General features: G+C 70.6%; 15 protein-coding genes. 8 read left to right on the top strand and 7 right to left on the bottom strand.

The genetic code is table 11. From position 1 onward, the window contains the following. Positions 1 to 139: 139 nt before the first annotated feature. A complete protein-coding gene (locus ACZ5K7_RS05970; protein WP_351701511.1) occupies positions 140 to 886 on the top strand; it encodes a response regulator transcription factor in 747 nt (248 codons plus the stop codon). Between the two features lie 15 nt (positions 887 to 901). Here the strand turns inward: ACZ5K7_RS05970 and ACZ5K7_RS05965 are convergent, their stop codons facing one another. Together ACZ5K7_RS05965 and ACZ5K7_RS05960 are read right to left on the bottom strand one after the other, a co-directional pair. After that, positions 902 to 2092 (bottom strand): winged helix-turn-helix domain-containing protein, encoded by a 1191-nt coding sequence (locus ACZ5K7_RS05965; protein WP_351701508.1) that lies wholly within the window; start codon positions 2090 to 2092, stop codon positions 902 to 904. Between the two features lie 49 nt (positions 2093 to 2141). Then, positions 2142 to 2717 carry a GNAT family N-acetyltransferase gene (locus ACZ5K7_RS05960; RefSeq protein ID WP_351701505.1) on the bottom strand — a complete coding sequence of 192 codons (576 nt, stop codon included), beginning with the start codon at positions 2715 to 2717 and terminating at the stop codon, positions 2142 to 2144. Between the two features lie 346 nt (positions 2718 to 3063). On the opposite strand from ACZ5K7_RS05960, the gene secA reads away from it, so the two are divergent. Further along, positions 3064 to 5910 (top strand): preprotein translocase subunit SecA, encoded by a 2847-nt coding sequence (gene secA, locus ACZ5K7_RS05955; RefSeq protein WP_351701502.1) that lies wholly within the window; start codon positions 3064 to 3066, stop codon positions 5908 to 5910. 369 nt (positions 5911 to 6279) lie between these two features. On the opposite strand, the gene ACZ5K7_RS05950 is transcribed toward secA, so the two are convergent. Beyond that, positions 6280 to 6741, bottom strand: coding sequence for an Rv3235 family protein (locus tag ACZ5K7_RS05950; RefSeq protein ID WP_468910844.1), 462 nt, complete (start codon positions 6739 to 6741; stop codon positions 6280 to 6282). A 328-nt stretch (positions 6742 to 7069) separates the two neighbouring features. Here ACZ5K7_RS05950 and ACZ5K7_RS05945 point away from each other — a divergent pair, with 328 nt between their 5' ends. From ACZ5K7_RS05945 to ACZ5K7_RS05935, 3 genes are all read left to right on the top strand, one after another. Next, positions 7070 to 7585: a DUF6912 family protein gene (locus ACZ5K7_RS05945; protein ID WP_468910841.1), complete on the top strand. Its 516-nt coding sequence runs from the start codon at positions 7070 to 7072 to the stop codon at positions 7583 to 7585. Between the two features lie 91 nt (positions 7586 to 7676). Then, positions 7677 to 8342, top strand: a complete 666-nt coding sequence (locus ACZ5K7_RS05940) for an HAD family hydrolase (protein WP_351701493.1) — start codon at positions 7677 to 7679, stop codon at positions 8340 to 8342. A 524-nt stretch (positions 8343 to 8866) separates the two neighbouring features. Continuing rightward, on the top strand, positions 8867 to 13804 hold the full coding sequence (locus tag ACZ5K7_RS05935; protein ID WP_468910837.1) for an NAD-glutamate dehydrogenase: 4938 nt from the start codon (positions 8867 to 8869) through the stop codon (positions 13802 to 13804). Between the two features lie 132 nt (positions 13805 to 13936). On the opposite strand, the gene ACZ5K7_RS05930 is transcribed toward ACZ5K7_RS05935, so the two are convergent. Together ACZ5K7_RS05930 and ACZ5K7_RS05925 are read right to left on the bottom strand one after the other, a co-directional pair. Next, positions 13937 to 14806, bottom strand: a complete 870-nt coding sequence (locus ACZ5K7_RS05930; RefSeq protein ID WP_351701487.1) for an ABC transporter ATP-binding protein — start codon at positions 14804 to 14806, stop codon at positions 13937 to 13939. Further along, positions 14799 to 15716, bottom strand: a complete 918-nt coding sequence (locus ACZ5K7_RS05925) for an ABC transporter permease (protein WP_351701484.1) — start codon at positions 15714 to 15716, stop codon at positions 14799 to 14801. Before ACZ5K7_RS05925 ends, ACZ5K7_RS05930 begins: the two co-directional genes overlap by 8 nt. 360 nt (positions 15717 to 16076) lie before the next feature. Between ACZ5K7_RS05925 and ACZ5K7_RS05920 the strand changes: the two genes are divergently transcribed. The 3 genes from ACZ5K7_RS05920 (at position 16077) to ACZ5K7_RS05910 (ending at position 18147) form a co-directional block, all read left to right on the top strand. Then, positions 16077 to 16703 (top strand): TetR/AcrR family transcriptional regulator, encoded by a 627-nt coding sequence (locus ACZ5K7_RS05920; protein WP_351701481.1) that lies wholly within the window; start codon positions 16077 to 16079, stop codon positions 16701 to 16703. An 80-nt stretch (positions 16704 to 16783) separates the two neighbouring features. Then, positions 16784 to 17161: a DoxX family protein gene (locus ACZ5K7_RS05915; RefSeq protein ID WP_468910832.1), complete on the top strand. Its 378-nt coding sequence runs from the start codon at positions 16784 to 16786 to the stop codon at positions 17159 to 17161. A gap of 62 nt (positions 17162 to 17223) precedes the next feature. Then, complete coding sequence (locus ACZ5K7_RS05910; protein WP_351701476.1) at positions 17224 to 18147, top strand: RNA polymerase sigma-70 factor; 924 nt, start codon at positions 17224 to 17226, stop codon at positions 18145 to 18147. A 332-nt stretch (positions 18148 to 18479) separates the two neighbouring features. On the opposite strand, the gene galE is transcribed toward ACZ5K7_RS05910, so the two are convergent. Beyond that, entirely contained in the window at positions 18480 to 19460 is a 981-nt protein-coding gene (gene galE, locus ACZ5K7_RS05905) for a UDP-glucose 4-epimerase GalE (RefSeq protein WP_468910829.1), read from the bottom strand. Between the two features lie 39 nt (positions 19461 to 19499). Beyond that, entirely contained in the window at positions 19500 to 20717 is a 1218-nt protein-coding gene (locus tag ACZ5K7_RS05900; RefSeq protein ID WP_468910985.1) for a glycosyltransferase 87 family protein, read from the bottom strand. Positions 20718 to 20984 lie beyond the last annotated feature (267 nt).

The following is a 20984-nucleotide window of genomic DNA, read 5'->3' as shown; positions in this document are numbered from 1 at the left end:
CGACCACTTCGCGCCCCGCTCCGGCACCGCGTTGTCACCCGGGCATGGAATCATGGCCGCAACGGCCCAACCGATGGGTCGCTGCCTTGGGTTGGCGATGGCACAGCACCACAGGCCACAGCCTTCAGGGGGAGGAACGATGGCGGACAGCTTCGGACCGATGCAGGACGACGCCGACGGCGGCGTCGTCGGCCTGGGCCCGGACGCGGGAGGCACCTCGCGCAAGGAACCGATCAGAGTCCTTGTCGTGGACGACCACGCCCTCTTCCGCCGCGGTCTGGAGATCGTGCTCGCCGCCGAGGAGGACATCCAGGTCGTAGGAGAGGCGGGCGACGGTGCCGAGGCCGTCGACAAGGCCGCCGACCTGCTGCCGGACATCGTGCTGATGGATGTCCGGATGCCCAAACGCGGCGGTATCGAGGCCTGCACCTCCATCAAGGAGGTCGCGCCCAGCGCGAAGATCATCATGCTGACGATCAGCGATGAAGAGGCAGATCTCTACGACGCGATCAAGGCGGGCGCGACCGGATATCTCCTCAAGGAGATCTCGACCGACGAGGTGGCCACCGCCATTCGCGCGGTGGCCGACGGGCAGTCGCAGATCAGCCCGTCCATGGCGTCGAAACTCCTCACCGAGTTCAAGTCGATGATCCAGCGCACCGACGAGCGCAGGCTGGTGCCGGCGCCACGGCTCACCGACCGTGAACTCGAAGTGCTCAAACTCGTCGCCACGGGCATGAACAACCGCGATATCGCGAAGGAGTTGTTCATCTCCGAGAACACCGTGAAGAACCATGTGCGCAACATCCTGGAGAAGCTGCAGCTGCACTCCAGGATGGAGGCGGTGGTCTACGCGATGCGGGAGAAGATCCTGGAGATTCGCTGAGGCCGCCGACGCCGGTCAGCGCAGCGCGGTCGTCAGCGCGCGGGTGACTTCCCGGACGAGGGGCTCGCGCAGTTCCGGGTCGTCCACCCGCTCCACCCGTACCGTCGTGCAGTTCACCCAGCTCGCCGCCTCGACGAGCGCCTCCGCCACCGCCGGAACCGCCTTCGGGCCGTCCAGCGAGACCTGGCGCGCCACCAGGACGCCGCCCCCCTCGCGCGCCGGGTCCACCCGGCCCACCAGGCGGCCGCCGGCCAGCACCGGCATCGCGTAGTAGCCGTACACCCGCTTCGGCTTCGGGACGTAGGCCTCCAGGCGGTGGGTGAAGCCGAAGATCCGCTCGGTGCGCGCCCGGTCCCAGATCAGGGAGTCGAAGGGGGAGAGCAGGGTCGTACGGTGCCGGCCGCGCGGAGGCGTGGCCAGGGCCGCCGGGTCCGCCCAGGCGGACTTGGCCCAGCCCTCCACCTCCACCGGGACCAGGCCCGAGTCGGCGATCACCGCGTCGACCTGCTCTCCCTTGAGCCGGTGGTAGTCGGCGATGTCCGCGCGCGTGCCGACGCCCAGCGACTGCCCGGCCAGCCGGACCAGGCGGCGCAGGCACTCGGTGTCGTCCAGGTCGTCGTGCAGCAGCGTGGCCGGGACCGCGCGCTCGGCGAGGTCGTACACCCGCTTCCAGCCGCGCCGCTGGACGCACACCACCTCGCCGTACATCAGCGCGCGCTCCACGGCGACCTTCGTGCCGGACCAGTCCCACCACTCGCTGGTCTTCTTCGCGCCGCCCAGTTCCGTGGCGGTCAACGGCCCTTCGGTGCGCAGCTGCTTGATGACCTGGTCGTAGGCGCCGTCGGGGAGTTCGTGGCTCCAGTGCGGGCGGTCGCGGTAGGCGCGGCGGCGGAAGGCGAAGTGCGGCCACTCCTCGATGGGCAGGATGCAGGCCGCGTGCGACCAGTACTCGAAGGCGTGCGTGTCGGTCCAGTAGGCGGCCTCGACCGTCTTGCGGCCGACGGCGCCGAGGCGGGCGTACGGGATGAGCTCGTGGGAGCGGGCGAGGACCGAGATGGTGTCGAGCTGGACCGCGCCGAGGTGGCGGAGCACGCCCCGGACGCCCGAACGGCGGTCGGGGGCGCCGAGGAAACCCTGTGCCCTCAGGGCGATACGGCGGGCTTCGTCCGCCGAGAGGGCGGCGGTGGGGCGCGGGAGGGTCGTCATGGCTCGGACGATAGAGGGCGACACTGACAGTCCGCTGCGACCTGGGCATTCATCCCTGCGACGAGGCCGGCAGATAGGGCGCGGCCGAGGGCAGGCCCAGATCCGACGGGAGCAGGGAGCCCACCCAGCAGTCGCGTCGTACGCCCTTGTTGTTGAGGGCGGAGCGCAGGGTGCCCTCGACGGTGAAACCGGCGCGTTCCGCCACCGCGCGCGAGCCCTGGTTGCCGACCTCGGCACGCCACTCGACCCGGTCGATCGCCAGCCGCGTGAAGCCCCAGCGGGCGGCGGCGAGGGTGGCCTCCGTGGTGTAGCCCTGGCCGCGGTGCTCCTTGGCGGTCCAGAAGCCCACCTCGGCCACCCCGAGGGAGCGCATGGTCAGGGCGAGCATCCCGGCCAGGTCCCCCGTGGGCAGGAAGACGCCGAAGGTGAACATCGAACTCTCGGACCAGCCGTCGGGGACCATCTGCTCCGTGAAGCTGCGGGCGTGTTCCGGGAGGTAGGGCGAGGGAATCGTCGTCCAGCGCTGGATGTCGGGGTCCTGGACGGCCGTGTACACCGCTTCGGTGTCCTGCGGGCCGACCGTGCGCAGGAGCAGACGGGGCGTGGTGAGCGTGACGGGTTCCATCGGCCGATTCTGCTCGGCCCGGCACCCGGGACGCCATCCATTTCGCGTTCCGTGACCGCGTGATCACGGTTCGCGCAATTCCTCGCCGGGATGCGGCACCATCCGCGTACCACGGCCGTTGTCCTTTATGAAACGGCAAAACCTGGCGACACCATCCGGCACAACCGAATACCCACCCGGAAGAGTCACACGAAGGGGGCTCGCGGAGCCCCCGGGAAAGCGGCGGACGGCCGTCGGGCCGCCAGGCCTCCCGGCGCGGCCGGGTCCTCGCATACGATGGCCGTTGCTCAGTACGTCCAATGGAAACCGACCGTCCCAGGCCCGACCGGCAAGGAGACAAACCCCCGTGTCCGTCCTCTCGAAGATCATGCGTGCAGGCGAAGGCAAGATCCTGCGCAAGCTGCACCGCATCGCGGACCAGGTCAACTCCATCGAAGAGGACTTCGTCGACCTCTCCGACGCCGAGCTGCGGGCCCTCACCGATGAGTACAAGCAGCGCTACGCCGACGGAGAGAGCCTCGACGACCTGCTCCCCGAGGCGTTCGCCACCGTCCGCGAGGCCGCCAAGCGCGTCCTCGGCCAGCGCCACTACGACGTGCAGATCATGGGTGGCGCGGCCCTCCACCTCGGCTACGTGGCCGAGATGAAGACCGGTGAGGGCAAGACCCTCGTCGGCACCCTGCCCGCGTACCTCAACGCGCTGGCGGACAAGGGCGTCCACCTCATCACGGTGAACGACTACCTGGCCGAGCGCGACTCCGAGATGATGGGTCGCGTCCACAAGTTCCTGGGCCTGAACGTCGGCTGCATCCTCGCCAACATGTCGCCGGCCCAGCGCCGCGAGCAGTACGCGGCGGACATCACGTACGGCACGAACAACGAGTTCGGCTTCGACTACCTGCGCGACAACATGGCGTGGGCACAGGACGAGCTGGTCCAGCGCGGCCACAACTTCGCGATCGTCGACGAGGTCGACTCCATCCTGGTCGACGAGGCCCGTACGCCACTGATCATCTCCGGCCCGGCCGACCAGGCCACCAAGTGGTACGGCGACTTCGCCAAGCTGGTCCTGCGCCTGAAGAGGGGCGAGGCCGGCAACCCGCTCAAGGGCGTCGAGGAGACCGGCGACTACGAGGTCGACGAGAAGAAGCGCACGGTCGCGATCCACGAGTCCGGCGTCTCCAAGGTCGAGGACTGGCTGGGCATCGACAACCTCTACGAGTCGGTGAACACGCCTCTGGTGGGCTACCTGAACAACGCCATCAAGGCGAAGGAGCTCTTCAAGAAGGACAAGGACTACGTCGTCATGGACGGCGAGGTCATGATCGTCGACGAGCACACCGGCCGTATCCTCGCCGGCCGCCGCTACAACGAGGGCATGCACCAGGCGATCGAGGCGAAGGAAGGGGTGGACATCAAGGACGAGAACCAGACCCTCGCCACGATCACCCTGCAGAACTTCTTCCGCCTGTACAAGCGCCACGACCACAACGGCAAGGAACAGCCCGGCCTGTCCGGCATGACCGGTACGGCCATGACCGAGGCGGCCGAGTTCCACCAGATCTACAAGCTCGGCGTGGTCCCGATCCCGACGAACCGGCCGATGGTCCGCAAGGACCAGTCGGACCTGATCTACCGCACCGAGGTCGCGAAGTTCGAGGCGGTCGTCGACGACATCGCGGAGAAGCACGAGAAGGGCCAGCCGATCCTCGTCGGCACGACCTCCGTCGAGAAGTCGGAGTACCTCTCGCAGCAGCTCTCCAAGCGCGGTATCCAGCACGAGGTGCTCAACGCCAAGCACCACGAGCGGGAGGCGTCGATCGTCGCGCAGGCGGGCCGCAAGGGTGCCGTGACGGTGGCCACCAACATGGCCGGCCGTGGTACGGACATCAAGCTCGGCGGCAACCCGGACGACCTCGCCGAGGCGGAGCTGCGCCAGCGCGGCCTCGACCCCGAGGAGCACATCGAGGAGTGGGCGCAGGCCCTGCCCGCCGCCCTGGAGAAGGCCGAGCGAGCGGTGAAGGCCGAGTTCGAAGAGGTCAAGGATCTCGGCGGCCTCTACGTCCTCGGCACCGAGCGGCACGAGTCGCGCCGGATCGACAACCAGCTGCGCGGTCGTTCCGGCCGTCAGGGCGACCCCGGTGAGTCCCGCTTCTACCTCTCCCTCGGCGACGACCTGATGCGCCTGTTCAAGGCCCAGATGGTCGAGCGCGTGATGTCGATGGCCAACGTGCCGGACGATGTGCCGATCGAGAACAAGATGGTCACTCGCGCGATCGCGTCCGCGCAGTCGCAGGTCGAGCAGCAGAACTTCGAAACGCGTAAGAACGTTCTGAAGTACGACGAGGTGCTCAACCGCCAGCGTGAGGTCATCTACGGCGAGCGTCGGCGCGTCCTGGAGGGCGAGGACCTGCAGGAGCAGATCCAGCACTTCATGGACGACACGATCGACGCGTACATCGGCGCGGAGACCGCCGAGGGCTTCCCCGAGGACTGGGACCTCGACCGGCTGTGGGGCGCCTTCAAGCAGCTCTACCCGGTCAAGGTGACCATCGACGAGCTGGAGGAGGCGGCCGGCGACCGGGCCGGTCTGACCGCCGAGTACATCTCCGAGTCCATCAAGGACGACATCCACGAGCAGTACGAGTCGCGTGAGACGCAGCTCGGCTCCGAGATCATGCGTGAGCTGGAGCGCCGGGTCGTGCTCTCGGTCCTGGACCGCAAGTGGCGCGAGCACCTCTACGAGATGGACTACCTCCAGGAGGGCATCGGCCTGCGCGCGATGGCCCAGAAGGACCCGCTGGTCGAGTACCAGCGTGAGGGTTTCGACATGTTCACCGCGATGATGGACGGCATCAAGGAGGAGTCCGTCGGCTACCTGTTCAACCTGGAGGTCCAGGTCGAGCAGCAGGTCGAGGAGGTCCCGGTCGAGGCCGCCGAGGCTGTCGCGGAGGGCGTCCAGGACTCGGTGCCGGCCCAGGCGGGCTCGCGTCCCGAGATCCGTGCGAAGGGCCTGGAGGCGCCGCAGCGGCGGGGCATGCACTTCTCGGCGGCCACCGTGGACGGCGAGGGCGGCATCGTCGAGGGCGACTTCGACTACGACGACGAGGAGCCGGCCCGCTCCGAGGCGGACGGCCTCACCCGCGCGGAGCGCCGCAAGCAGGCGAAGGGCAGCCGCCGCCGTCGGAAGTGACGGCACCGACAGCGCCCACCAGGGCCGGCCGCCCCGAAAGGGGGGGCCGGCCCTTCGGCTTGTGGCCGGGGGTGGGGTGAGTTCCCGGTCGGTGGCCGGGGGAGGGGCGGGTTCCCGGTCGGTGACCGGGGGCCTGGGACGGGTCCGCCGCAGCCGAGGGCCCGGTCCCACGGCCTGGGACGTCGGCCGCCCGTCGTAGCCCCAGCCCTCGGGCTGAGCGCGCCGCTGGAAGTGCCGTGCTCGGCCGTAGCCCGACCGCGGCGCCGTCGTAGCCGGTCGCGCGGTTCCTCGCCCAGCCGAAGGCTGGGGGTACCCCAGCCGCCCCTTCGGGGGCACGCCCGAACCGCAGCGGACTTCACCAGCCCTGCTCTAGTCGCCGCGCGGTGTGCGGGGGCCGCCCAGTTCCACTGCTGTGCAGCGCCAGCGCAGGTCGGGGCCCTGTTCCAGGCGGAAGGCCAGGGCGCGCAGCCGGTCGCCCGCGGCGATGCGGGCGAAGACCTCCAGGGCGCCCGCGCGGGGGACGTAGTAGCCGATGTCGCGGACGACGGGGTCGGTGCCGCGGGTGCGCAGGGGGCCGCGTTCGGCGAGGCGGGCCAGGTCGTCGTAGGCGGGTCCCGCCGTGTGCCGGAGCATCCAGTGGACGGGACGGCGGCCGCTGAGGACGGCCAGCAGACGCTCCGCGAAGAGATCGGTGGGGCGTGGGCTCGGCGGGGCCGCCGGAGGCGTCAGCGGCCTGCGGGAGGAGGGCACGCCGGGACGGCGGGAGTCGCGGCGGCCGGGCGGGCGGGTGCCCGGGCGGAGCTGGGCGGTCCTGGTCATGACCTTGTTCATGGGGATCCCCGTTCGGCGGGCCCGGCGGGTACCGGGCGGTAACTTGCGGTTGGGGATCTTGTACGGGGGCCGGGACGGCGGCAGCAAGGCGGTGCCGGCCCGTGTCGGGGGCCCTGGAGGGTTCACCTATCCGAGTGATCGAGGGTGCGGGAAACCCTCTGGGCGGGCGGCGGCACCGGGTGAATCGCCGGGCACCGGGTGGACGCCCCCGACGTCACCGCCCGGGACCCGAAAGGGGACGCCCGCACGTATCCTGAAGGCCCTCCGGGAGGCACCAGGACCTTCGGGAGACGCAGAAGTCGAAGAGTCCGGAAGAGAGCGGCCAGCCATGCGCGTGTACGTCCCCCTGACCCTCCCCGGGCTCGCCGAGGCGCACAAGACGGGCGAGCTGGGGACCGGTCCGTTCGTCGCCTACGCCGTGACGCCCGCGCTGCGCGAGTGGTACCTCTCCGACGACATAGAGGAACTGGAGTACGCCGCGCTGAACCGGGCCGCGCTCGCCTCGCTGCGGCTGCTGGCCGCCGACCCGGGTGCCATGCGTCGCCGGGTCGTGGTCGCCGTGGACGTCCCCGACGGCACGGCGGCGGCCGACCCGGACCGCGGGCTCGACCCGGCGGCACTGGGCGAGGTGCGGGTGACCGGGACGGTGATGCTGGCCAAGGCGGCGGCGGTGCACGTCGACTCCGACGACGCGGAGGCGGACGTGACCGCGGCGGCCGGGGCGCTTCCGGCGGCGGACGGCGGGGACGACGACGCGCAGTTCGTCGTGGACGGGGCCGAGGACCACGAGCTGCTCTGGTACGCGACGCAGGAGATCCCGAACCTGGTGGGGCTGGGCGGCTGAGCGGGGTCGGCGCGGCCCAGCCGGACACCTGTGACCTGCGGTGATGTGCCAGCTGTCTTGATTGTCAGTGGTGGCGGGTAGCGTTTTTGGCATGGGGAAGCACCAAAACGCACACATCGTCTGGGACTGGAACGGGACGCTGTTCCACGACAACGACGCGATCATCGGGGCGACGAACGCGGCCTCGGCCGAGCTGGGCCTGGCGCCGATCACGCTGGAGCAGTACCGGGCGCTGTACTGCGTGCCGGTGCCGAAGTTCTACGAGCGGCTGATGGGTCGGCTGCCGACCGACGCCGAGTGGGAGGTCATGGACGTGATCTTCCACCGGTACTACGCCGAGCACCGGGGGCGGTGCGGGCTGACCGACGGAGCCGCCGAACTGCTGGCGGGGTGGATCGCGGCGGGGCGCAGCCAGTCGCTGCTGAGCATGTACACGCATGACGAACTCGTACCGCTGGTGCGGGGATTCGGCATCGAGCCGCACTTCATACGGGTCGAGGGGCGGGTCGGGCCGTCCGGGGGCAGCAAGGCCGAGCACATGGTGCGGCATCTGCGGTCGCTGGGGGACGTGCGGCCCGGGCGGACCGTGGTGATCGGGGACGCGGCGGACGACGCGGTGGCCGCGCGGGCTGTGGGGGCGAAGGCGGTGCTGTACACCGGGGGGTCGCACGGCAGGGCGAGCCTGGAGGAGGTCGGGGTGCCGGTCGTGGACTCACTGGCGGAGGCGGTCGAGGAGGCGGAGCGGCTGGTGGCGTGACCGGTGGTGCGGGCGGAGCGCCTCTTCGGGGGCGTGGGGAACGCGCGACCGGCCCCCACGCACCCGCACCATCACCACGCACCCCAACCCCTCGAGTCGGCCGAGCCGGCGCAGCGCGCTGTGCAGAACGTCAAAGTTCCACCCCCTGTTTTGTACACATACGGCTCATGACGGCTCCCGGGTGAGGAGCGATAGCCTTGGTGGCGTGATCAGCGCGATAGTTCGCGGGGGCGTCGGCGCCCCTGCCCTGCGCCCGGTGAGCACGGAACACCTCCGTGACCGGGCGGCGGTCGCTGGTCTTCGCGGGCGGAGGGCACCCAAGACTGCCCTGGTAGCGACGCCGCCGAGAGCGATGTCACACCCTTGGGGCATGTCGAGAATGGCCGAATACCCCCCGCTCGTCTCACCTTGCGGCATAGCGTCGGAGCAGACCGGAGACCCCGGCCGTGGCGTCGAGCCGCAGGGGGAAGAGCCCGTACTTCCTTCTACGTCACGCAATGGCGCGCGACAGGAGCCAGAGGACAATGCAGACCAAGCTGGACGAAGCCAAGGCCGAGCTGCTCGAACGGGCCGCCCGGGTAGCTGAGAACAGCCCGGCAGGGGGGCACCTACCGACTGGGACGACGGGGACGGCGGACCAGGAGTCCGTGTTCACGTTCCTTCAGCGCTACTACCTGCACACCGCGCCAGAGGACCTCGCCGACCGCGACCCGGTCGACGTCTTCGGCGCTGCCGTCTCGCACTTCCGTCTCGCCGAGACCCGCCCGCAGGGCACCGCGAACGTCCGCGTGCACACCCCGACGGTCGAGGAGAACGGGTGGACCTGCAGCCACTCCGTGGTGGAGGTGGTCACCGACGACATGCCCTTCCTCGTCGACTCGGTCACCAATGAGCTGACCCGGCAGGGGCGCGGCATCCACGTCGTCATCCACCCCCAGTTCGTCGTCCGCCGCGACCTCACCGGCAAGCTCATCGAGATGCTGCCCGCCCCGGCCGTCGGCGAGGAACTGCCGCACGACGCGCACATCGAGTCCTGGATCCACGTAGAGATCGACCGCGAGACCGACCGCGCCGACCTCAAGCAGATCACCGCCGATCTGCTGCGGGTGCTGTCCGACGTCCGCGAGGCCGTCGAGGACTGGGAGAAGATGCGGGAGGCGGCGGTCCGTATCGCCGAGGACCTCGCGGCCGAACCGGTCCCCGGCGACCTGCCCCGCCCCGAGGTCGAGGAGGCCCGCGAGCTGCTGCGCTGGCTGGCCACCGACCACTTCACCTTCCTCGGCTTCCGCGAGTACCAGCTGCGCGAGGACGACTCGCTGGGCGCCGTGCCCGGCACCGGCCTCGGCATCCTGCGCTCCGACCCGCCCCACGCCGGCGAGGAGGGCCATCCGGTCAGCCCCTCCTTCGAGCGGCTCCCGGCCGACGCGCGCGCCAAGGCCCGCGAGCACAAGCTCCTGGTCCTGACCAAGGCGAACAGCCGGTCGACGGTGCACCGGCCGTCGTACCTGGACTACATCGGGGTCAAGAAGTTCGACGCCGACGGCAACGTCGTCGGTGAGCGCCGCTTCCTGGGACTGTTCTCGTCCGCCGCGTACACCGAGTCGGTGCGCCGGGTCCCCGTCATCCGCCGCAAGGTCGACGGGGTGCTGGAGCGGGCCGGCTTCTCGCCCAACAGCCACGACGGCCGCGACCTGCTCCAGATCATGGAGACCTTCCCGCGCGACGAGCTGTTCCAGACCCCGGTCCCCGAGCTGGAGTCGATCGTCACGAGCGTCCTCTACCTCCAGGAACGCCGGCGGCTCCGCCTCTACCTGCGCCAGGACGAATACGGCCGCTACTACTCGGCCCTCGTCTACCTCCCCCGGGACCGCTACACCACCGGTGTCCGGCTGCGGATCATCGACATCCTGAAGGAGGAGCTCGGCGGCACCAGCGTCGACTTCACGGCCTGGAACACCGAGTCGATCCTCTCCCGGCTGCACTTCGTCGTCCGGGTCCCGCAGGGCACCGAGCTGCCCGAGCTGTCCGACGCCGACAAGGACCGCATCGAGGCCCGCCTGGTCGAGGCGGCCCGCTCCTGGTCCGACAGCTTCACCGAGGCGCTCAACGCCGAGTGCGGCGAGGAGCGCGCGGCCGAGCTGCAGCGCCGCTACACCAACTCCTTCCCCGAGGGCTACAAGGCCGACCACACCCCGCGCGCGGCGGTCGCCGACCTGGTGCACCTGGAGCGGCTCACCGAGGAAGCGGGCAACGACTTCGCGCTCAGCCTCTACGAGCCGGTGGGCGCCGCCCCCGACGAGCGCCGCTTCAAGATCTACCGCAAGGGCGCGGCGATCTCCCTGTCGGCGGTGCTGCCGGTTCTCAACCGGCTGGGCGTCGAGGTGATCGACGAGCGGCCGTACGAGCTGCGCTGCTCGGACCGGGCGACCGCGTGGATCTACGACTTCGGGATGCGGATGCCGAAGACGGCCGGCGGCGGCAACGGCGACTACCTGGGCGACGACGGCCGTGAGCGGTTCCAGGACGCCTTCGCCGCGACCTGGACCGGCCTCGCGGAGAACGACGGCTTCAACGCGCTGGTGCTGAGCGCCGGGCTGAGCTGGCGGCAGGCGATGGTGCTGCGGGCGTACGCCAAGTACCTGCGGCAGGCCGGTTCCACGTTCAGCCAGGACTACATGGAGACCACCCTCCGCCACAACGTCCACACCACCCGGCTGCTCGTCTCCCTCTTCGAGGCGCGGATGTCGCCGGACCGGCAGAAGGCCGGCCTGGAGATCACCGACGCCCTCCACGAGGAGCTGGACGCCGCCCTCGACCAGGTGGCGAGTCTCGACGAGGACCGCATCCTGCGCTCCTTCCTGACCGTCATCAAGGCGACGCTGCGCACCAACTTCTTCCAGGAGACGGTCGAGGGCACCCCGCACACGTACGTCTCCATGAAGTTCGACCCGCAGGCCATCCCGGACCTCCCGGCGCCGCGCCCGGCGTTCGAGATCTGGGTGTACTCACCGCGTGTCGAGGGTGTGCACCTGCGCTTCGGCAAGGTCGCGCGCGGCGGTCTGCGCTGGTCCGACCGGCGTGAGGACTTCCGGACCGAGATCCTCGGCCTGGTCAAGGCGCAGATGGTCAAGAACACCGTCATCGTGCCGGTCGGCGCCAAGGGCGGGTTCGTCGCCAAGCAGCTGCCGGACCCGGCGAAGGACCGGGACGCGTGGCTGGCCGAGGGCATCGCCAGCTACAAGACGTTCATCTCGGCGCTGCTCGACATCACCGACAACATGGTGGCCGGCGAGGTCGTGCCCCCGCAGGACGTGGTCCGGCACGACGAGGACGACACCTACCTGGTGGTCGCGGCCGACAAGGGCACGGCGACGTTCTCCGACATCGCCAACGAGGTCGCCGGCAGCTACAACTTCTGGCTCGGCGACGCCTTCGCCTCCGGCGGCAGCGCGGGCTACGACCACAAGGGCATGGGCATCACCGCGCGCGGCGCCTGGGAGTCCGTGAAGCGGCACTTCCGGGAGCTGGGCGTCGACACCCAGACCGAGGACTTCACCGTCGTCGGCATCGGTGACATGTCCGGTGACGTGTTCGGCAACGGCATGCTGCTCAGCGAGCACATCCGCCTGGTCGCCGCCTTCGACCACCGGCACATCTTCATCGACCCCACCCCGGACGCGGCCACCGGCTACGCCGAGCGCCGCCGGCTGTTCGACCTGCCCCGCTCCAGCTGGGGCGACTACAACACCGAGCTGCTCTCGGCGGGCGGCGGGATCTTCCCGCGCAGCGCCAAGGCGATCCAGGTCAACGCCCATATCCGCGAGGCCCTCGGCATCGAGGAGAAGGTCGCCAAGCTGACCCCGGCCGAGCTGATGAAGGCGATCCTCAAGGCGCAGGTCGACCTGCTCTGGAACGGCGGCATCGGCACCTACGTCAAGGCGTCGACCGAGTCGAACGCCGACGTCGGCGACAAGGCCAACGACGCCATCCGCGTCGACGGCGCCGACCTGCGCGTCAAGGTCGTCGGCGAGGGCGGCAACCTGGGCCTGACCCAGCTCGGCCGGATCGAGTTCGCCCGCCAGGGCGGCAAGATCAACACCGATGCCATCGACAACAGCGCCGGCGTGGACACCTCCGACCACGAGGTGAACATCAAGATCCTGCTCAACGGCGTGGTCGCGGACGGCGACATGACGGTCAAGCAGCGCAACAAGCTGCTCGCCGAGATGACCGACGAGGTCGGCTCGCTGGTGCTGCGCAACAACTACGCGCAGAACGTGGCGATCGCCAACGCGCTGGCCCAGTCCAAGGACATGCTCCACGCCCAGCAGCGGTTCATCCGTCACCTGGTCAGGGAGGGGCACCTCGACCGGGCCCTGGAGTTCCTGCCCACCGACCGGCAGATCCGCGAGCGGCTCGGCTCCGGGCAGGGTCTGACCAGCCCGGAGACGGCCGTCCTGCTGGCGTACACGAAGATCACGGTCGCCGACGAGCTGCTGGCGACGACGCTGCCGGACGACCCGTACCTGAGCGGCCTGCTGCACGCCTACTTCCCGACGGCCCTGCGCGACCGGTTCGCCGCCGCGCTCGCCACCCACCCGCTGCGCCGTGAGATCACCACCACGGTCCTGGTCAACGACACGGTCAACACCGGTGGCACGACCTATCTGCACCGGCTGCGTGAGGAGACCGGGGCCTCCCTGGAGGAGATCGTCCGGGCGCAGACCGCGGCGCGTGCGATCTTCCGCTCCGCCCCGGTGTGGGACGCGGTCGAGGAGCTGGACAACAAGGTCGACGCGGCCGTCCAGACCCGGATCCGGCTGCACTCCCGCCGTCTGGTGGAGCGCGGCACCCGCTGGCTGCTCAACAACCGGCCGCAGCCGCTGGAGCTGCTCGACACCGTCGACTTCTTCTCCGAGCGGGTCGAACAGGTCTGGCAGCAGCTGCCCAAGCTGCTGCGCGGCGCGGACCTGGAGTGGTACCAGCACGTGTACGACGAGCTGTCCGCAGCCGGTGTCCCGGACGAGGTGGCGACCCGGGTGGCCGGCTTCTCCTCGGCGTTCCCGGCGCTGGACATCGTCTCGGTGGCCGACCGCACGGGCAAGGAGCCGCTGGACGTCGCCGAGGTCTACTACGACCTCGCCGACCGTCTCGGCGTGAGCCAGCTGATGGACCGCATCATCGAACTCCCGCGCGCCGACCGCTGGCAGTCGATGGCCCGTGCCTCCATCCGCGAGGACCTGTACGCGGCCCACGCGATGCTCACCGCCGACGTGCTCGCCGCGGGCAACGGCACCTCGACGCCGGAACAGCGCTACCAGGCCTGGGAGCAGAAGAACGCCGCCATCCTGGGCCGGGCCCGGTCCACGCTGGAGGAGATCCGCAGCTCGGACTCGTTCGACCTGGCCAACCTGTCGGTGGCCATGCGGACGATGCGGACGCTGCTGCGCACGCACGTGTAGTCGTACACACGCGTAGTCGTACAACAGAAAGGCGCCCCGGGCCGGTGACGGCTCGGGGCGCCTTTCTTTCCCGGTTGACGGACACGAGCCGCGCCGTGTGGGGACGGCGCGGCTCGGGGTCGTACATCTGCTTCAGGAGGGCTGGGCGACCTTCGAAGCATCGGCCTGCTGCGGCGGCGCGGCCTTCGGCTTCGGCTTGGGCTTCGGCTTCGCCTTGTCGCCGGTGAAGGCCTCGTACTCCTGGAGTACCTCCTCGGTCGGCCCGTCCATGCGCAGCTCACCGCGCTCCAGCCACAGCACCCGCTCGCAGGTGTCGCGGATGGACTTGTTGCTGTGGCTGACCAGGAACACCGTGCCCGCGTGCTCGCGCAGCGCCCGGATGCGCTCCTCGGACCGGATCCGGAACTTCGCGTCACCGGTGGCCAGCGCCTCGTCGATGAGCAGGACGTCGTGGTCCTTGGCGGCGGCGATGGAGAACCGCAGCCGGGCGCCCATGCCGGAGGAGTAGGTGCGCATCGGGAGGGTGATGAAGTCGCCCTTCTCGTTGATGCCGGAGAAGTCGACGATGTCCTGGTAGCGCTCCTTGATCTCCTCGCGGGACATGCCCATGGCGAGGCCGCCGAGGTAGACGTTGCGCTCGCCGGTCAGGTCGCCCATCAGGGCCGCGTTCACGCCGAGGAGGGAGGGCTGGCCGTCGGTGTAGATGGCGCCGTTCTCCACCGGCAGCAGGCCGGCGACGGCCTTGAGGAGGGTGGATTTGCCGGAGCCGTTGGTGCCGATGAGACCGATCGCCTCGCCCTTGTAGGCGACGAAGGACACGTTCTTGACCGCGTGCACCTTGCGGACGCCCGCCGCCTTCTCGGCCTTCTTGCGGCGCAGCATGCGGTTGAGGGCGGCGGTGGCGGAGCCGCGGCCGGCGCCGGTGCCGTTGACCCGGTAGACGATGTCGACGCCGTCGGCGACGACGGTGGGGATGCGGGTGTCGCTCACGTTCTCAGCCACGGCCGTACGTCTCCTCAGCCTTCCAGAAGTAGATGAAGCCGCCGACGCCGACGACCAGGGCCCAGCCGGTCGCGATGACCCACACGTGCGGCGGCAGCTGGCCGGCGTGGAAGCTGTCGATCAGGGCGAAGCGCATCAGGTCGATGTAGACGGCGGCCGGGTTGGCCTTGAGCACCGGGTTCACCCAGCTCGGCAGACCGCTGTGCTCGCCGGTCAGCTTGTCGATGTTCCACATGACGCCGGAGATGTACATCCAGGTACGCAGCACGAACGGCATCAGCTGGGAGATGTCCGGGGTCTTGGCGCCCCAGCGGGCCATGATCAGCGACATGCCGGTGTTGAAGGTGAACTGCAGGACCAGCGCCGGGACGGCCAGCACCCAGGAGGCGGCCACCGGAACGCCGAAGCAGAGCAGGATCACGACCAGGGCGGCCATCGAGAACAGCAGCTGCTGGAGCTGCTGGAGGCAGAAGGAGATCGGGAGCGCGGCGCGCGGGAAGTGCAGGGCGCGGACGAGTCCGAGGTTGCCGGCGATCGCGCGGGTGCCGGTCATGATCGAGCTCGACGTGAACGTCCAGATGAACACGCCCGTGACCAGGAACGGGATGTAGTCCGGCACGCCCTTCTTGGTGTGCAGCAGAACACCGAAGATGAAGTAGTACACCGCCGCGTTCAGCAGCGGGGTCATGACCTGCCAGACCTGGCCGAGCTTCGCCTGCGCGTACTGGGCGGTGAGCTTGGCGGTGGCGAACGCGGTGATGAAGTGCCGCCGCGCCCACAGCTGGCGGACGTACGCCGGCAGGGTGGGACGGGCGCCGCTGACCGAGAGTCCGTGCCGGGCGGCGAGTGCCGCGAGGTCGTCCTCGGCCGTGACCGGGGTCGGGGGCGGTGTGTGGAGAACCTGGGTCACATCCGCTGCTTTCACTCGGGGGGTGGGGGTGCGGCGTCCGGCTGGGCACCGGTCCCGTCATCCGATGTTTCCTTACGCTTCTCTTCGCGTTTTCTTACGTCGGGACGGCACCGTATCGTCGCAACGGGAGCGTAGGCCGAGTTGGCGTCGGAACGCAACCGTTTCGTCGTCACGGACTCGTGTGGGTCGTAACACTTCCGAGGTCGGGGCGCGACCGATTCGTTGCCGGGGGACGAGTCGCGCTCGTGTTCGGTACGGCGATGAGCTGGGAGTCGTTCAGTGCGGCCCTGTTGCGACGATCGGGTGGTGAGCCTCGTCGGGACGCAACCGTTTCGTCGTTACGCCCCTATGCTGGGTGACATGACGACGAACGCCGAGGAGTCCCAGACGCGTCCGCGCCGACGAGCCCCCGCCGGGGCGGCCGTCCTCCGCGAGGACGTGACCGAGGCCATCCGGGCCGCCGTCTTCGAGGAACTCGCGGCGGTCGGGTACGCCCGTATGTCCATCGAGGGCATCGCGCGCCGCGCGGGCGTCGGCAAGACCGCCGTCTACCGCCGCTGGCGCTCCAAGCTGCACCTCGTCCTCGACGTCGTCTCGGCCCTCGCGGTGCTGGGCCTGCCGGTGCCCGACACCGGCTCCCTGGAGGGTGACCTGCGGCTCCTGTACGAGGTCACCTCCCGTGCGCTGCGCCACCCGGTCGCCTCGCAGATCATCCCGGACCTCCAGGCCGAGGCGGCCCGCAACCCGGAGATCGCCGAGGCCATGCAGAAGACACTGCGCGAGGGCCAGGACGGCGTCGCCAGCAAGATCATCGAGGCGGCCCAGCGGCGCGGCGAACTCGCCGCGAACCTCGACGACGACCTGGCCATGGACCTGATCTCCGGCCCGCTGTACTGGCGTTCGGTGGTGATCCGCACCCCGAAGCTGCCGAAGGGATATCTGGCGGCACTGGCCCGTGGCACCACGGAGGCGCTCAAGGCGCTGTGAGCCACTCCGCCGGGGATGTCACGGCCGGGGCCGCCGTCTCGTCGTAGAGGGCGCAGGCATCCTCGATCAAGGAGTGGACGATGAACCTCGCCCTGTGGATCGCCGCCGGACTGCTCGCCGCGGTGGCCCTGACCGGTGGGATCAGCAAGACGTTCGTACCCCTGGAGAAGCTGGCCGCGGCCCACGGCGGGGGCTGGACGGGCGACGCGGGCGCCGGCTTCGTCAGGACGCTCGGCGTGCTGGAGCTCCTGGCCGCGGCGGGCCTGGTCCTGCCCGCGGTCGTCGGTGTCGCACCGGTACTGGTGCCGGTGACGGCCGCCGCCTGGGTCCTGCTGATGACCGGTGCGATGATCACCCACGGCCGGCGCGGCGAGACCGCGTTCGTGGCGCTCAACCTGGTCTACCTCGTGGTCGCGCTGGTCGTCGCGGTGGGCCGGTTCGGCCCCGCGTCCTTCTGACCGGCCGCTTCATGGATGGCGAAGAGGGAGTCGGGGGAGAAGGGGGACATGGGGGAGTGGACATGAACAGGACCGAGGAGTTCCAGGAGCTGCGGCCGCTGCTGTTCTCGATCGCGTACCGCATCCTGGGCAGCGTCAGCGAGGCGGAGGACGCGGTCCAGGAGAGCTGGCTGCGGTTCGAGGGTTCGCCGACGGAGGTCAGGTCGCCGAAGGCGTTCCTGTCGGCCGCGGTCACCCGGATCTCGATCGACGTACTGCGCTCGGCCCGCGTCCGGCGTGAGGAGTACGTCGGGCCGTGGTTCCCCGAGCCGCTGCTCGCCGACCCCTACGAGGATCCGGCGCGGTCGGCGGAGCTGGCCGACTCGGTGTCGATGGCGGCCCTGCTGCTCCTGGAGCGGCTCAGCCCACTGGAGCGGGCCGTCTTCGTGCTGCGCGAGGTGTTCGACTTCGGCTTCCCCGAGGTCGCGTCGGCGGTGGGCCGCTCGGAGGCCGCGTGCCGCCAGCTGGCGGTCCGGGCCCGGCGCCACATGGCCGACGGCCGCCCCCGCTTCGAGGCGGACCGCAGGGAACGCGACGAACTGGCCGCACGCTTCTTCGAGGCCCTCCAAGAAGGCGACCTGGCCGGCCTCCAGGACCTGCTCGCCGCTGACGTGTCGCTGGTCAGCGACGCCGGCGGCAAGGCCCCGCAGCTGGCCCGCGCGGTCCTGGGCGGCCAGAACGTGGCCCGCCTCCTCGCCGCCGTCATCCCGTTGCTGTTCCGGATCGACCTCACCTGCGAGCAGCACGAGGTCAACGGCCAGCCCGGCGCGATCTTCCGCGACCGTGACGGCAAGGTCCTCCAGACCTTCGCCCTCGACATCTTCGACGGCCGCATCCAGGCCGTCCGCCTGGTCCTCAACCCCGACAAACTCGCCCACCTGGGCCCGGTGGCGGACGCCTGGGCCATCACGGAGGAAGTCAAACGAGCCCGCCGCCCTGCGGACTGACCACCCCCGGGTCCGCAGCGCCCGGACCGCGCAGCCGGGGCTCCGGGGCGCGGGGCCGGGGCTGCGGGGCGCGGGGCCGGGGCTGCGGAGCGGCCGGCGGTCGTGGCCGCCTCGCCGATGTCGCTCGGCGGTGCACGGGGTACGGCCGCAGGGTGCGGTTGAACTCGGTCGCGGGCCGGGGTGCCGGCCGGGGGAGTGTCCGCCTCTGGGCGGGAGCCCTGCTGCCGGCCGACGGGTGTGGGCGGCTGCCGGCCGGATCCGGGCGGTGGGTGGATCCGGGGCAGCGGGTGGATCCGGGGCAGCGGGTGGAGTCGGGGTGGTGGGGGCGTGGGTCAGGCTCGGGTTGCCTCCGGGTGCAGGCGTACCCAGCCCTCCCAGGCTGAGGTGATCATGTCCTGGACGTCGTGTTTGGCCTTCCAGCCCAGCTCTGTGGAGATGCGGTCGGCGGAGGCGACCACGCGGGCCGGGTCGCCGGGGCGGCGCGGGGCGACGACCGGGGGGCGGTCGTAGCCGGTGACCGCGTTGATGCGGTCGATCATCTCGCGGACCGAGACGCCCTCCCCGCGGCCGATGTTGAGGGTCAGTTCGCGGCCCGGCTCGGCCTGGAGGGCGCGGGCCGCCGCCACATGGGCCTCGGCCAGGTCCACCACGTGGATGTAGTCACGGACACAGGTGCCGTCGGGTGTCGGGTAGTCGTCGCCGAAGACGCGCGGCGGCTCGTCCTCCGTGAGCTTTTCGAAGACCATGGGGACGAGGTTGAAGACTCCCACGTCGGCGAGTTCGGGGCGGGCCGCGCCGGCCACGTTGAAGTAGCGGAGCGAGGCTGTGGAGAGACCTGTGGCCCGGCCCGTCGCGCGGACCAGCCACTCACCGGCCAGTTTCGTCTCGCCGTACGGCGACATCGGCACGCACGGCGTCTCCTCCGTCACCAGCTCGACGTCCGGCATGCCGTAGACCGCCGCGGAGGAGGAGAACACGAAGGACGGGACCCCCGCCTCCGTCACCGCCTGGAGCAGGACGCGCAGGCCCTCCACGTTCTCCCGGTAGTAGTGCAGGGGACGGTCCACCGACTCGCCCACCTGCTTCTTCGCCGCCAGGTGGACGACCCCGGTCACCTCGTGCTCGGCCAGGGCGTGCGCGACCTTCTCGCCGTCCAGCGTGGAGCCCGCCACCAGCGGGACCTCCTCCGGCACGCGCTCGGCGACACCGGTGGACAGGTCGTCGTACACCACCGTCCGCTCGCCCGCCTCGGTCATCGCGCGTACGACATGCGCCCCGATGTAACCGGCGCCGCCGGTGATGAGCCAGGTCATGTATGCCCGTCCCCTCCGTCAGTTGGCCCGTGGTGTTCGTCAGCCGCGGTCGACCTTCAGTGAAGCAGGTGCCGCCGACATTAGCGGACGGCCGAGGTGACTTCTCGTGCCCGGGGAGGTGCGGACGGTGTCCGCCGGGCGGCGCGTGGCGTGCCACAGGCGGGTCAGGGAGAGGACGGCGGCGGTGGCCAGCAGGCCGTTGCGGGCGAGCATCAGCAGGCAGCCGGTCCAGGTGCCGTGCACGACCTCGGCGTAGAACGTGGGGTAGGCGACGGCGCTGAGCGCCGTCGCCGTCACGATCAGCGCGGCGACCGGGCGCTGGGTGGTGTGCCGCGAGGTCAGGCAGACGGCGGCCAGGCCGAGCAGCCAGATCATGTACTGGGGGCTGATCACCCGGCTGGTGACGGTGAAGAGGAGCACCGCGCTCAGCGCCGCGTCGTACGGGGTGGCCTCGGTCCAGTGCCGGGCCCGTACCCGCCACAGCAGCAGGAGCGCGAAGGCGACGACGGTGAGCGCGAGGGAGACCGTCGCGACCGCGTGCACATGCGGGCCGACCAGTTCCATCGCGCCGTACCGGTAGTGGGTCGTGCCCCGCCAGCCGGCGTGCCGGGCGAGGCTGAGCGCGGTGCCGCCGAGGGACTCGACCTGCACACCCCGGCCGCCCTGCTGACGGAGAAAGGCGAGCGGGTTGCGGAAGGAGAGCAGGAACGCCGCGAGGGTCACGGCCCCGGTCACGGCCGCCCAGGTCCACGCCGTGCGCGTCGGACGCCCGCGCTCGACGCCCAGCAGCACCAGCGCCGGCCATACCTTCACCAGCGCGCCGAGAGCCGCGAGCGCCCCGCACGCGCGCGTGGCGCGCCCCAGCGCCAGCAGGGAGAGCACGGCGAAGGCGGTGACCTCCACGTCGTAGCGGGCGAGCGGGAGGTGCAGCAGGAGGGGGAGGGCGCCGGTCCACAGGGCCGCGCCCAGCAGCGTGCGCCCGGGGCGCGTGCCCGCGCGTGCGAGCACCGTCGTGATCAGCGCGTCGGTCGCCAGGGTGAGCGCCACGAACGCCTGGAAGTAGCTCGGCCCGGGCACCAGCCCCGGCGCGAGCAACACCGCGCCGGCGCCCGGCGGGTACTGCCACAACGTGTCGTGCGCCGGGAACGCGCCGTGCGACAGAACGCCGTACCAGTGGAAGTACAGCCGCCATACTTCGCGCGCGACCGCTCCGTGTCCCAGGAGTCGCTCGTTGTTGTGGGCGAGGAGCCACAGCATCGACGCGCGCGTGGCGAGCCAGACACCGGCGAGGCAGACACCGGCGAGGCAGAGGGGGCGCGCGAGGCGCGGCGAGCGCGGGGGGTGTGCGGTGCGCGCGGGGCGCCACAGGCGCGGGAGTCGAACAGCTGGGGCGAACGGGACGCGTGGGAGCGGGAAGTACGAGCGGCGATTCATCAACCGCGAGCGTAAGCCGCGCGGATGGTGTATCCATGCCGATACGCCGTCAATACCCGGCAAAGGTTGGCTAATCGCAAAAGATCGGGC

The organism is Streptomyces sp. NPDC031497 (genome assembly GCF_055580905.1).
This window is presented reverse-complemented; position numbering and strand designations above follow the sequence as displayed.

Bases quoted from the DNA above. Each gene is read 5' to 3' on its own strand.
- ACZ5K7_RS05970 (WP_351701511.1), top strand. From the start codon at position 140: ATGGCGGACAGCTTCGGACCGATGCAGGACGACGCCGACGGCGGCGTC.
- ACZ5K7_RS05965 (WP_351701508.1), bottom strand. From the start codon at position 2,092: ATGACGACCCTCCCGCGCCCCACCGCCGCCCTCTCGGCGGACGAAGCC.
- ACZ5K7_RS05960 (WP_351701505.1), bottom strand. From the start codon at position 2,717: ATGGAACCCGTCACGCTCACCACGCCCCGTCTGCTCCTGCGCACGGTC.
- ACZ5K7_RS05950 (WP_468910844.1), bottom strand. From the start codon at position 6,741: ATGAACAAGGTCATGACCAGGACCGCCCAGCTCCGCCCGGGCACCCGC.
- ACZ5K7_RS05945 (WP_468910841.1), top strand. From the start codon at position 7,070: ATGCGCGTGTACGTCCCCCTGACCCTCCCCGGGCTCGCCGAGGCGCAC.
- ACZ5K7_RS05940 (WP_351701493.1), top strand. From the start codon at position 7,677: ATGGGGAAGCACCAAAACGCACACATCGTCTGGGACTGGAACGGGACG.
- ACZ5K7_RS05935 (WP_468910837.1), top strand. From the start codon at position 8,867: ATGCAGACCAAGCTGGACGAAGCCAAGGCCGAGCTGCTCGAACGGGCC.
- ACZ5K7_RS05920 (WP_351701481.1), top strand. From the start codon at position 16,077: ATGACGACGAACGCCGAGGAGTCCCAGACGCGTCCGCGCCGACGAGCC.
- ACZ5K7_RS05915 (WP_468910832.1), top strand. From the start codon at position 16,784: ATGAACCTCGCCCTGTGGATCGCCGCCGGACTGCTCGCCGCGGTGGCC.
- ACZ5K7_RS05910 (WP_351701476.1), top strand. From the start codon at position 17,224: ATGAACAGGACCGAGGAGTTCCAGGAGCTGCGGCCGCTGCTGTTCTCG.
- galE (WP_468910829.1), bottom strand. From the start codon at position 19,460: ATGACCTGGCTCATCACCGGCGGCGCCGGTTACATCGGGGCGCATGTC.
- ACZ5K7_RS05900 (WP_468910985.1), bottom strand. From the start codon at position 20,717: ATGCTGTGGCTCCTCGCCCACAACAACGAGCGACTCCTGGGACACGGA.